The 13,469-nt window shown below is 34.1% G+C and carries 6 protein-coding genes, 3 tRNA genes and 1 rRNA gene; all 10 read right to left on the bottom strand.

Features of this window, described 5'->3' with window-relative positions:
* Positions 1-565 precede the first annotated feature (565 nt).
* On the bottom strand, positions 566-2,374 hold the full coding sequence (glmS, locus tag BR43_RS07050; protein WP_034560578.1) for a glutamine--fructose-6-phosphate transaminase (isomerizing): 1,809 nt from the start codon (positions 2,372-2,374) through the stop codon (positions 566-568).
* Positions 2,375-2,797: 423 nt separating this feature from the next.
* Positions 2,798-4,156, bottom strand: a complete 1,359-nt coding sequence (gene glmM, locus BR43_RS07055; protein WP_034560581.1) for a phosphoglucosamine mutase — start codon at positions 4,154-4,156, stop codon at positions 2,798-2,800.
* A gap of 50 nt (positions 4,157-4,206) precedes the next feature.
* The gene (locus BR43_RS07060; protein ID WP_051933857.1) at positions 4,207-5,391 is read right to left on the bottom strand and encodes a CdaR family protein; all 1,185 of its coding nucleotides are present in this window, start codon (positions 5,389-5,391) and stop codon (positions 4,207-4,209) included.
* Positions 5,388-6,230 carry a diadenylate cyclase CdaA gene (gene cdaA, locus BR43_RS07065; RefSeq protein WP_034560583.1) on the bottom strand — a complete coding sequence of 281 codons (843 nt, stop codon included), beginning with the start codon at positions 6,228-6,230 and terminating at the stop codon, positions 5,388-5,390. Before cdaA ends, BR43_RS07060 begins: the two co-directional genes overlap by 4 nt.
* A 141-nt stretch (positions 6,231-6,371) precedes the next feature.
* Positions 6,372-8,957: a YfhO family protein gene (locus BR43_RS07070; RefSeq protein WP_034560585.1), complete on the bottom strand. Its 2,586-nt coding sequence runs from the start codon at positions 8,955-8,957 to the stop codon at positions 6,372-6,374.
* A gap of 225 nt (positions 8,958-9,182) precedes the next feature.
* Positions 9,183-9,255: transfer RNA gene (locus tag BR43_RS07075), tRNA-Lys, on the bottom strand.
* A 14-nt stretch (positions 9,256-9,269) separates the two neighbouring features.
* Positions 9,270-9,385: ribosomal RNA gene (gene rrf / locus BR43_RS07080) — 5S ribosomal RNA — on the bottom strand.
* Between the two features lie 122 nt (positions 9,386-9,507).
* Positions 9,508-9,579 (bottom strand) — tRNA-Gln (locus BR43_RS07085).
* 4 nt (positions 9,580-9,583) lie between these two features.
* Positions 9,584-9,667: transfer RNA gene (locus BR43_RS07090), tRNA-Tyr, on the bottom strand.
* Positions 9,668-9,929: 262 nt separating this feature from the next.
* Complete coding sequence (locus tag BR43_RS07095) at positions 9,930-13,427, bottom strand: hypothetical protein (protein ID WP_034560587.1); 3,498 nt, start codon at positions 13,425-13,427, stop codon at positions 9,930-9,932.
* Between the last annotated feature and the right edge of the window lie 42 nt (positions 13,428-13,469).

Genomic DNA, 13,469 nt, shown 5'->3' on the forward strand with positions numbered 1-13,469 from the left:
CCTCATTTCATTCCAACTTCTCACTTTTTTAGTAAAATCTTTTTTTATAAGTATACCACTCTTTATTCAATAAAACTGTTGAATTTACTCAATTTTAACAATGTTATGTCTTTAATAAGTCTAAATTTATTCTAACATAAAAAAACATAGCTTTAAAATTAAGGCTAGATAATTTTAAGGCTATATTGCTAGTTGAATTTAGACTGATGCTTTTTCTAACAATTAGTCGTTCTACTAAACAATCCATCCCATTAATCAGGAAAATAAATTTTTTGATTTTCTTTTTTTGGTCCTATTTCTACTATCAATATTTCCGAAAGAATCGAAATTGCATCGATAATCATTTGTGTTGTTACAGCTTCTTGTATAATCAAAACAGAAAAAGCCTTTCAAATTTCTAATCAAAAAAGTGATACCTTTCTTGATTATAACATTTTTCGATAAAGCAGTTCACTCATTTTTTATCCTATTTTTCTAAATATGAATCAACTATATAACCTCGTAGTAGTGCATAAAAAATCTATCTAGTATCGTCTTATCGACTAACTAGATAGATTTTAATTTTTTATTCTACCGTAACACTCTTCGCTAGATTTCTAGGTTTATCTACATCATTTCCACGATGTAAACTTGTATAATAACTTAATAATTGTGTTGGAATCACACTAATCAATGGTGTCAGTAAGGCATGAACTTGTGGTAAGACAAATTGATCTCCTTCACGTGCAACATTTTCCATTGCAATTACCAGACTGTGAGCGCCACGAGAATTAACTTCCTCAACATTGCCACGAGTATGTCCCGCAATGCTTTCCTCGGTAATTAATGCCAATACAGGTGTCCCTTCTTCAATTAAGGCAATAGTACCGTGTTTCAGCTCGCCTGCAGCAAATCCTTCTGTTTGTACGTATGAAATCTCTTTAAGCTTTAAAGCAGCTTCCATGGCCACGTAATAGTCCATTCCACGACCAATATAAAATGCATTTCGACTAATACTTAAATAGTTTGCCGCCAATTCTTCCAAATATTCTTTATTATCAACAATTGTTTCCATACCAGCAGCAACAATCCCCAATTCATGAATCATATCAACATCTGATGCTAATCCTTTAGACTTCCCAACTACTTCTGCCAAAATCGCTAAAACAGCAATCTGTGCAGTATAAGCTTTAGTTGATGCAACTGCAATTTCTGGACCTGCATGTAACAACAAAGTAAACTGTGCTTCCCTTGATAACGTTGAACCTTGAACATTAGTAATGGTTAAAGCCGGATGTCCCAATTCATTCGTCTTCACTAATACTTGGCGACTATCGGCTGTTTCACCACTTTGCGTTAAGAAGATAAAGAAAGGTTTTTCAGTCAATAAAGGCATATTATAACCAAATTCACTAGATAAATGAACTTCTGTTGGAATATTTGTTAAATTTTCAATTAATTGTTTTCCAACCCATCCCGCATTATAACTAGTTCCACAAGCAACAATATAGACACGATCACTAGCCAACAAAGTTTCTGTGATAACAGAATCAATCTCTAATTGACCTTCTGTATTTTGATAATGTTGTAAAATTTTACGCATCACAGCTGGCTGCTCATCAATTTCCTTCAACATGTAGTATGCGTAAGTTCCTTTTTCAATATCATTTAAATCTAGTTCAGCTGTATAAGCTTCACGCTCAATCTTGTCACCAGCTAAATTCTCAATTTCAATCTGCTCCTTCGTAACTGTCACAACTTCGCCATCCATCAGTTCAACAAATTGATTCGTCACTTGAATCATTGCCATGGCATCGCTACATACTACGTTAAAATCTTCACCTTTTCCGATTAATAACGGACTTTTATTTTTAGCAACATAGATAACATCTGGATTTTCTGCATCCATTAAAGCTAACGCATATGAACCCTTCAAAGTCACAATCGCCTTTTTAAATGCATCTAATGTTGATAATTCTTCCTGTTCAGCAAACCAAGCAATCAACTGTACAATTACTTCTGTATCCGTATCACTAACTAATTCAATACCTGATAAATAAGCATCACTTACGGCTTGATAATTCTCAATTACACCATTATGAACTAACGTAAAGCGTCCACTAGTTGATTGATGGGGATGAGCATTTCGGACACTAGGCACACCATGAGTTGCCCAACGCGTATGTCCAATCCCTTTTGAACTTGCTACTTCATTATTAACAACCTCACGTAACGCAGCAATTCGACCTTTTTCTTTAAATAAATGCCCCTTATTCGCTTCATCAATGATATAAATACCGGCAGAATCATATCCACGATACTCTAATTTTTCCAATCCTTGTAATAAAATCTCTTTTGCATCTTGGTTTCCAATAAATCCTACAATTCCACACATAACTAAAATCCTACTTTCTATTCGCTGTATTTTTTTAGTTTCTAGATGCTTAATCCTACTTTTGTTAAGAAGTTTCCTTCTATTTTTTTTAGAATCTGTAGACTGCATCAGCCTAGAGCCATCCGCCGAATCTTTCGATAAGCTCTCTCCTCGTCACCTAAATCCATACTGACATCTAATTTAGGTCTGGCGCTATTCCACTTAAAAATTGGTATACTATCCTCCCGTTCAATCCGATTACTAGAAACAAGAACAATCATATAACCAAAATCTGTATTTGTCAATTAATAATTCCAAAAACCAAAATTGGTATACACCTATTTCCGAGTACTTCCCAACATTTCGATGATACTTAAATTGCGAGGACACACAAAAAAGAGTAAGGTTTTGAAAAACCTTACTCTTTAAAATAAAAAATTATTTTTATCCTTCTAGACCAATTTCTTGTCGAACAACATCTGAGATTTTATCTACATAATAATTGACTTTATCTTCTGTTGGAGCTTCTCCCATTACACGTAGCAAAGCTTCTGTTCCACTAGCACGAACTAAAATACGTCCGTCTCCATCCATTTCTTTTTCTACTTCTTCAATTACTGCTTTGATTGCAGGTACATTCATAGCACCATCCTTATCACTAACACGGATGTTCACAAGTTTTTGTGGATAATTTGACACTTCAGCTGCTAATTCAGATAGCTTTTTACCAGTTTGTTTCATAACATTAATTAACTGAATTCCAGAAAGCATCCCGTCGCCAGTTGTATTGTAGTCTAAGAAAACCATATGACCTGATTGTTCACCACCAAAGTTATAGCCATTTTTACGCATTTCTTCAACTACATAGCGATCTCCAACTTGTGTTTGTAAAGCTGTCATTCCAGCAGCTTCAACCGCCTTATGGAAGCCTAAGTTACTCATAACAGTCGCCACAATAGTATCTTTCTTCAAACGACCTTTTTCCATCAAATACTTTCCACAAATATACATAATTTTATCGCCATCAACGATTTGTCCTAATTCATCTACCGCAATAATTCGGTCGCCATCTCCATCAAAGGCTAAACCAACATCTGCACCTTTTTCTAATACAAATTCAGCTAATTTTTCTGGATGTGTCGAACCAACACCATCATTAATATTAATTCCATTTGGAGAAGCACCCATAACATCAAATTCTGTCTCTAAATCAGCAAACAAACGATTAATTAATGGTGAAGTAGCTCCGTTTGCACCATCTAAACAAACTTGAATACCCGCTAAATCACTTGGAATTGTTTTTTGTAAAAATTGAATATATTTTAAAGAACCTTCTAAATATTCATCTACTGTTCCTAAACCATCTGCACTTGGACGTGGTAACTCATCTATTTCATTATCCAATAAAGCTTCAATTTCTAATTCTTGCTCATCTGATAATTTAAACCCATCTGATCCAAAGAATTTAATTCCATTATCTGGTGCTGGATTGTGAGATGCAGAAATCATAACGCCTGCAGCTGCACCCTGAACTCGTGTTAAATAAGCAACTGCTGGTGTTGAAATTACACCAAGTTGCATCACTTCAATACCAACTGATAATAAACCAGCTACCAATGCTGATTCAAGCATTTGACCAGAAATACGTGTATCTCTACCAACTAAAACACGAGGGTGAGTCGCGCCATCAGCATGTTGCATCAACACATATCCTCCAAAACGACCTAATTTAAAAGCTAACTCCGGTGTTAACTCTGAATTCGCAACGCCTCTGACTCCATCTGTTCCAAAATATTTTCCCATATCTGTAATTGCTCCTTTATTTGTTATTCATGTAGATCGTTTATCAACGATCATTCACTATCTGTTGTATTTCCAGCATTCGCCTGATCATTGTTACTACTCTCACTACTTGAAGTTGCTGTAGATTCACTAGAAGAAGAACTGCCGCTATCAACAGAACTACTTGAACTTGAACTTGAGCTTGATCCACTTGAACTTGAACTACTTGACGAGCTGGAGGTAGATGTAGCCCCACTACCATTATTTTCACCACTGCCTCCACCACTAGATTCATCAGTTACAGTGATGACAACCATAATAGTCTCAGGGGATACCGAAGTAATTCCATCTGGCAATGACAAGGCAATTTCTTTTGTAGTCGTTTCTGTAATTCCCGTCACATCAACATTTACAGCAAAGCTACTATAGTCCGATAAAGCTTTCGTTTCACCAGCAATATTAACAGTTGTTTGGTTTCCCTTAATTCCTAATCGATAACTTTTCCCATTTGTAGGCGTCCCTGTCTGTTTTAAAGAAATTGGAATATCTTTATTTGCCACTAAAATAGGAATTGTCACGTTCACTTCACTAGGATTGACGACAACGTCCAAATTATTTCCATCGGCATCTTCAACTTGAACCGTCACTTTTGATTTAATATCTTTTTTAACACCATTCTCCACTGAAACGACCGCTTTTACAGAGGCGATTTTATTTATATTCGACTCTGCTCCTGAAATTTCAACAGTATTATAGTCTAAAGTAGGCGTTCCAGCTTCATATCCACGAGCAACTAAAGCTTTATTAAATTCAACACTTACATCAAATGTTTTTACTTTTTTATTTTCAATTTTGATTCTAGCTTCACTTGGAGTAATAGATACTCCTAATTTGTCACTAAAGCCTTCTGGTGTTAGCTGAACAGTATGATCCCCAACACCTAAATTATTTAAATTTTTTGCTACTACTTTAAAATTCTGTGAAGTGACCGTCTGATTAATAATACTTTTTAATCCTTCTATTTTAACAGACACTTTTTCTGGTAACCCTGATATATAATACTTATTTTGATCCACATCTGCATAAACCGGAACATTGGAAATTACTTCAGAGCCACGAGGATTCAAACTTCCAGCAGCATTATTCGTATTGACTAAACCATTTTTTTCAAAATTCACATAGCCAAATAATAATAAAGAAAATGCTAAAGCAACAATTCGGAGAAACCAAGGGTTATTATAGATTTTCTCTATCATTTAGAGTCCCCCTTTTTTGTAAATCCATCAATGAAAACTTGAATTGGATTTTTCTTTATCTCTTCATCCTTCACAACAATCTCTTTCACTAAATAATTAACAAATTCCTCTTGAGTAACATCACGAATTAATTCGCTATTACGCGTCATACTAATTCCACCAGTTTCCTCTGATACAACAATCGTTAACGCATCCGTCACTTCACTCAATCCGATGGCAGCTCTATGTCTTGTTCCTAATTCTTTAGGAATCAAAGAGCTTTCAGATAAGGGCAAATACCCAGCAGCAGCAGCAATTTTATAATCCTTAATAATTACAGCGCCATCATGCAAAGGTGTATTTGGAATGAATATATTAATTAATAATTCCCCAGAAATATCAGCATCTAATGGAATTCCCGTTTCAATGTATTCATCTAATCCCGTTTCCATTTCAATCGAAATCAAAGCACCAATACGACGTTTAGCCATGTATTGAACTGATTTATCTAATGCTTGAATCAAACGCTTAGTAGGATCGACTTGACGCTTACTTCGGCCAAAAACAGCTCCTCTTCCTAAATGCTCTAAACCACGACGAACTTCCGGTTGAAAAACAATAATTGCAGCAATTACTCCCCAAGAAATAACTTGGTCCATAATCCAATCTACAGTTTCCAATTTCAAAAAGAAGCTAATCATTTTAATCACTATAATTACAGCGATTCCTTTTAATAATTGAATTCCCTTAGTTCCTTTAAGCAGAGTAATTAACTTATAAACAAAGAACCAAACAACGATAATATCAACTATATTTAAAAAATTACGCCACGTAAATATTTGTGTCCAATCAAAAGACATACGTGCACCTCCAACATGTTCTTCGTGCCACTTGCACTTTATTATACCACAACTCCCTACGATACCTATTGAAAATTGTGTTTTCAAATAAGGTTAAACAATTGAATCCCTCATTTGCTTCTACATTTATTCAAAATAAACTTATTTTTTCCGTTTATTCTTCTTCCATCCATTATAACTAACTAGACCAATTAACCAAAAAACACATATATAGCTTACCCACGTTCCAATTTTAAAACCTTCAGGATAATAAGTTAATGAAATCGTATGTGTACCTTTATCCAGTGGAACTCCTATAAAATCACCTAAAACTTTTTTCAGAGCAACTGGTTTTCCATCAACTTCAGCCTTCCACTTCGTATCATGAGGAATCGAAACAAATAACACATCTTGATTTTTTTCAACTTGAACCTCACCTTGAATATTGCTTTCACTCCAACTAGATACCGCTAAACGAGTCTGTTGCAGTCTATTCGTCACTTCACGATAGACTGTATCATCCAGTGTTTGAATATTTTCTGATTCAACGATAACCTCTCGTTGACTTTTTATTTCAAGATAAAATTGTTTTCCGGCACTAAACTCACCAAGATTAATTAACGCTTGATTTGTCACCGCGACTTGTGGACTAATTTCTTTTCCATCAACGTACAGACGAATTGTTTGAAACTTTATCTTAGGTAAATACAGGTACGTCGGACCAGTTGTTTTAACTGTAACCATATAAGCATTAGTTGCAACACTTTGCGTAACATCCGTAGACTGGAATAACTTCTTTTGAGAACCAATAATACTTCCAACTAATCTATTCTGATTATCAAAAGGTCGCTCCTCTTTTAATTTTATTTCACTAAATTCTGATGGAACCATATACCCAATACTCGTCTCCATTTCTGGATGAAGAGGCAGAATCTGACCAAACTCACTTTTAGCAATTGCTAACTCTGTTCCTTTAGCTTGATAACTTCCTAAAACGTAACGAGTATTAAACAAATAATCCAAAAACGGCGTTTGACCAACATCACTAATTCGACGTTCATTCTTACTGAATAGTCCTAGTTTCCATAAACTATCTCGTAAATCTTCATTTAAGGTAGAACTATAATATGGGATACTATGATAATTGTAAAGAAAACTTTCATTATATCCATTATCTACACCCTTGATTGTATTTTTAATTCTATAAAGTCCCTGATCTTTTTCATCCATTTCATTTAACAACTGTGTGTAATTTTTCATATCTACTTGGAAACGCGTATTATCTGCTAATGGCGTATCAGCTAACATTTGGTGAAAATTATAACCAATCTCTAACGTAACCGTAGCAAATAATAACAACATAATCATTTTAGAAGATTTACCCCAGATTAATAATATAGAAGTTAAAATAATTGCCCCAGCAGAAACCCAGAATAAATAAGGCTGTAACGGAATAGCTGATTGAGACTGTATAAATTGGCTTAGCTTACTATTTTTTATAAGCCAAGGTACAATTAACCAACTATATACATAACCAATTGCCAGTAAACCAATCAAGGTTCCACTTATTTTTAGAATGAGTCTTTCCGATAGCTCAGAACGTTTCTGCCAGCTAGAATAACCTAATAAAATTAAGAAAAAGCTGAACATATAGGCATTACGATAAGGAAAACCAGCAGTTAACTGGAACATATGCCACACCGTATTAAAACTCTGCAACCAAAAACTTAGAAACAGCACAGCTAACATTGAAAAACTCAACCACTTTTCTTTCTTTGAAATTGATCCAATAAAGAAATAACTAACAGCCAGTAATAAAAACAAGCTACCAATAAAAATTGTCGGTAAATGGTCTAAACGACTAGTAAAATCAGTATTTTCAATTCCTAATTGTAAGAAAAAATCAAGTCCAAATGTAGGAAATGGTAAGAAAATTTTCCAATCAACAGCAGATTTACCTGTTTGAAGCATTCCCAATAAAGCGGGAATTAAAATAAAACTAGTTAAGCCTGCACCAATAATCGAGTACGTAATAAAGCTCAACCATTTTTTCATTGTTTGTTGAAAATAGTCTTTCAGATTTTTAAATTCAGTCTGTCTCATTGTCCAATAAATAAAATAGCTTAACGCAAACAAACACGTCATGTAACCTAAATAATAATTGCTGACAATCACTGCAAATAAACTAAAACAATAAAACAGTTTTTTATTTCTATCCACTAGATATTGAATACTTAGCGCAACAATCGGCAACCATATCAGGGCATCTAACCACATAATATTATAAAGATAAATACCTACAAATCCACAAAATGCATAACCTAATGCAAAAAACAATTGAGCTACTTCTACTTTTTGATAGGTTCGGCTTAGATAAAAAACTAAGCTCCATGAAATAAAACAAATCTTCAGCATAATCACAAGTGTCACCGCTGTAGCCAAATAGATTTTAGGCGTTACTAAAAAAATCAGATTAAAGGGGCTCATCAAATAATAGGCGGCTAATGGCAGAAAATCATCTCCCATGCCACTTGAGAATGAATACAACGGACTACCATTACCAAGCACCATTTCTTTAAAATAAGAAAAAAAGGGAACATACTGTGTTCCAAGATCACTCACTAATAAATTGGATTTTCCAAAGGGCGCCACTCCCATGCTTACAAAAACCGGAATCAAAATAAGTAATGGTAGTAGCAAACTAGCTAGTTGAAAAAGGAATCGTTTTTGTTTCATTTTTTTCTGCATCAAAAAACCTCAATTTCTAATAATAATTTACTTTTTTATGTAAACTTCACTACATATCACCTCTGTCACAAAAGGTGCCTCAGTTGTTTAGTATACCATCCAGATATTATAAATTCCTAAAGATATCTATTGAGAATACCATTAAGTTGATTAAATCAACTTTCTTCCTATATATTTTGGCAACAAAAAAAGTGCCTACGATAACGATATCGTAAACACTTAGTATGAGTCATGTAGGATTCGAACCTACGACCCTCTGATTAAAAGTCAGATGCTCTACCAACTGAGCTAATGACTCTAAAAAATGTAAAAGACGGGCAACGTCCTACTCTCGCAGGGGGAAACCCCCAACTACTCTCGGCGCTAAGAAGCTTAACTGCTGTGTTCGGCATGGGAACAGGTGTATCCTTCTTGCTATCGCCACCAGACAATATACATTCTTTAGATAAAAAAAGACTTATTTCTATTATAATGTGTTTCAAAGTGCCACACTATTACATAGAGGACAAGTTCTCATTACTACATACTTCAAATTAAAAATTTAAAGCAACTGGGCTAGCTGGATTCGAACCAACGCATAACAGAGTCAAAGTCTGTTGCCTTACCGCTTGGCGATAGCCCAATAATGGTGGAGGGGGGCAGATTCGAACTGCCGAACCCGAAGGAGCGGATTTACAGTCCGCCGCGTTTAGCCACTTCGCTACCCCTCCATAAAAATGAAAAGTTCGTTAAAATAAATTACTCAACGAAAGCTATTATAACAGGTTTTAAGAAAGTCTGTCAACACTAAAAAAATAATTTTAGTTGCTTCTTTTTTAGTGATTTTTTTCAACAACTTCATTAGTATAATATAGAATTTGTAAATTCGCAACCATTATTTTAAGAATTTTTATTTTTAATTTAAAATCCAAAAAAAACCTACCAGATTTGTACTCTGATAGGCTTTTATCTTAAAACATTTCATTCAGTCTACTAATTCCAGTTTACAAAATAGCTCACTAATTTTTTGATTAATGTCGGAGCCCCTTGTTCTTTTCTACGATTTCGCCATTCTGCACTACTAGCAACAATAATTAACAGCATTCCACCCAAAATCAGATACATCCACCAAGGAATAGTACTCCAAAATCGTCGTTGATTATACGCTAAGCTCAGTAGTATTCCAACACTGCCGCTAATGAAGTAAGATTTATATTTGAACATAAACCCTCCAATTACATACATCAAGGCTATAATCGAAAACGTCAATTGCTGAACTAACCCTCCTGTAACTAAAGCTTCTATCATTAAAATCACTAAACCAAATGCCACTACCCCAAACTCAACAAACAGATACTTGTCGATTACCTGCCATACTTTACGTAATAAAATACTGACTAAAAGAAGCGCAATCGTTACTTTTATAGATAGGATAGCAGATGAATACAACATTTCTTGCCAATTACCTACACACCAATAAGCTAAATCTGCTAAACTTACATAAAAAATCGTCTGTAAGAAAGATTTTTCCTTTTCCCCTGTTTCAAATTTGAAAAATGCTACTAGATATAACAGCAAATACAGAATCAAACCTGCTTCAAAATAAGGCTGACTTTCATTAGCCACTAACAGTCTTAAAAATAAATAACCAACACCGGTTAAAATCAGCGAAGTATCAATCTTCAGTGGTTGAATAACTAACAACGGCTGGCGTTTTACATAACTAATCATACTTCTAACTACAATAATCAGTAATAAAATACCAAAGTATCCGTAAAAGAATAAAGTTTGTAGTTCCCATGCAACCAGACAAAAAATTCCAATCCACAGTAAATTATCCACATTTCCTTTTAAATACGCTTTTAGATAAATCGTGATTATCACCCATGCAACTAGACTCATCATGACTTGTAACCACTCAATGGCACTATAACTCAAAGGAATATTTACAACTAATGCAATACAGCTCATTATAAACCCAATTGGTTCAATAATTTTTTGTCCTTTTTTAAATTTCCAATAACTAACCACTAATCCAGCCGCCAAGAACCAAATGATAAGCCCACTAGTAAGCCAAACTAACTCAAATACCTGACTTAGACTAATGAAAAAGAAATAACATAAAACTAGCAATAGTCCTAAATATCCCTGTTTGTTGCGCAATTTCCCAGTCAGTTTAATTGATATTCCGTAAATAAACATCGGCAAACAAAAGACTACTGGATTTGCTAATAAATCCCCGACATATAAAGCAATTACAAGGCTAATAACAAATAAAAAGTGAGACATACAACGACTATACCGTTTTAAATAATAAATTACTTCTACTTCTTTTTTCATTAAATAACTAGCAAAAAAGAATACACTAGCTAGCACCTCTAAATAGATAATTTGAACAAAACTTGAAGCATCAATTAGATAAAGTGGATAAACAAAAGTTAATGTAGCAAATAAAAGGCCACCTAAACTTCTAAATTTAAGTTGAATCTGATCTCTTAATAGATAACAAAAATAAACACCATATCCAAGAACGAAAAGTCCAAACCAATTAGCTGTTTGTGCTACAACTTGATTTAAAAGAACTAAACCACTCATTAGATAGAAACCACTCGCTACCAATTGGCTCGTCTTCACTAAATCTTTTTGTTTGACCAAATTCATCATCATGCTAAATAGTAAAATAACCAAACTTACTGCAACATAAGCCCAGGCCTGCTCTTGATAAAGAAACAATACTGGTCCACAAACAATTCCTAACCCCACTGACACACACCAAGCCATCACCTTTTGAGGAATGAGCTGAATGCGTAGTTTTGTCATTAAAAAGAGCAACCAAATCATTCCTAACCAGAAACTTTGTTCAAAAGCTGACATCTTCATAAAAATTGTATTACTTGCAAGTTGAAAAACAATCCAACTTGTAATACCTAAAGTTAACCAATTAGGCTGTAATCTTTTGATAACGAAGACAAGACTATATCCTAAGAGACTAACAATACACATCAGATAAGCAATCGTTTGTCGTGGAAATTCCATCAAGCTAAACATTGATCCACTGACTAAATAACTCATTAAAATCAAAAGACTAAAAGTTAAAATATTCTTTTTAAAAAGAAACATCTGGTACATTCCCGATAACAGAACAAAGAGTGCTATCCCCAATGAAATCCGCTCCACAGGGCTACCAATAGTTACTCCTTGGCTAGTTAACAAAATCCAACTCCCTATCACTAGTAGCACGAATAAGTTAACTAAATAAGAAAAAATCATTTGTCGACGAATAAAAAGATCCGGAATCTTTTCTAATAGTTTTAACTTCGTTAACCAGCTAAATGCTACAACCAACATACTTGCTAGCAAAACCAAAAAACTATCTGAAATAGTCGCATTTAAAAACAGAATAGATACAATTCCAAGATACATCAACACATTTCCTATTATCTGAAAAACTAATCCGAATCTTATCCGTTGAATCCCACAAATAAACCAAAGTATGCTAAATACGAAATAAGCTACTATGGAACTAATACTTACATTAAAGCTAGCCAACAACCAAAAACTACTGCAAATAATAACTAAAACTTGATAATTACTCCATTCATTTTCAAAAAATCGTATCACTGTTTTCCCTTTAAAATAACTGTTACTAACTATCAGCCCCATTATTAAAAAACCTAGAACTGCAATAGCCATTTGAGATGTTCCTGTAAGCATTATCGCCAGAAATACCTGTGTTAAATAAAATAATCCTAACGATAACCATCTGAAAATTTTTGACTGATAGACTTTCGCTACCCAATAATATAACAAAGTAAAACTACTACAAACAAGAAATCCCAATACATTTCGTCCATCTCCAGTTAAAGAAAGATAGGAACCAAATAATTGATAATACGCTCCACTAATAACGGTAATTGGTAAAAATAGAAAAGCTAACGAAACAAATGCAAAACTTGTTTGTTTAATTTTTAATTTATGGGCAACAAATCCCATTCCTCCAAACAATCCTGAGATAGATAAAATCAACGTAACTTTCATGAATGAGCCTAATATAAACCAACTGGTTGTTGCCAATACTAATCCACCTAATAATAACAGCACAACACCTAACGTAAGAATTAATGAAAGATTATGCTCCCGTCGTTCCACAGAAGTTCTCACCGCTGGTTTCTTTAAAATAGATGGAACCGGTGTTTCTTTTGCTAGAATTGGTTCTACCTCATCTTTTCTTGGTTCCCGATTGGAGTTTTTAGATTTTCCAACTAAACTATTGATAAACTCACGTCGCTCTAGTTCTTTCTGTTGATTCTTCTCAAAATCACTCAATTCATTTTTGGGTGCAGCAGCCTTTAACTTAAGCTCCTCATCACAATCCATTAAATAATATCGATAAGCATTTTTGACTTCATCAATTGAGTTTTCATCAAGATACTGACCTTTTCTCAGTTGTTCTAGCTCTTCTAAAAAAAATTTTTTTCGTTCACTATCCAAAGAATCAACTCCTTTTTTTAACTTGAATTTCCTTAGTAAAAA

The sequence above is a fragment of the Carnobacterium gallinarum DSM 4847 genome, assembly GCF_000744375.1.
Taxonomy (GTDB): domain Bacteria; phylum Bacillota; class Bacilli; order Lactobacillales; family Carnobacteriaceae; genus Carnobacterium; species Carnobacterium gallinarum.

Excerpts from the sequence above, each read along its gene's own strand:
- glmS (WP_034560578.1), bottom strand. The coding sequence starts at position 2,374 with ATGTGTGGAATTGTAGGATTTATTGGAAACCAAGATGCAAAAGAGATT.
- glmM (WP_034560581.1), bottom strand. The coding sequence starts at position 4,156 with ATGGGAAAATATTTTGGAACAGATGGAGTCAGAGGCGTTGCGAATTCA.
- BR43_RS07060 (WP_051933857.1), bottom strand. The coding sequence starts at position 5,391 with ATGATAGAGAAAATCTATAATAACCCTTGGTTTCTCCGAATTGTTGCT.
- cdaA (WP_034560583.1), bottom strand. The coding sequence starts at position 6,230 with ATGTCTTTTGATTGGACACAAATATTTACGTGGCGTAATTTTTTAAAT.
- BR43_RS07070 (WP_034560585.1), bottom strand. The coding sequence starts at position 8,957 with ATGCAGAAAAAAATGAAACAAAAACGATTCCTTTTTCAACTAGCTAGT.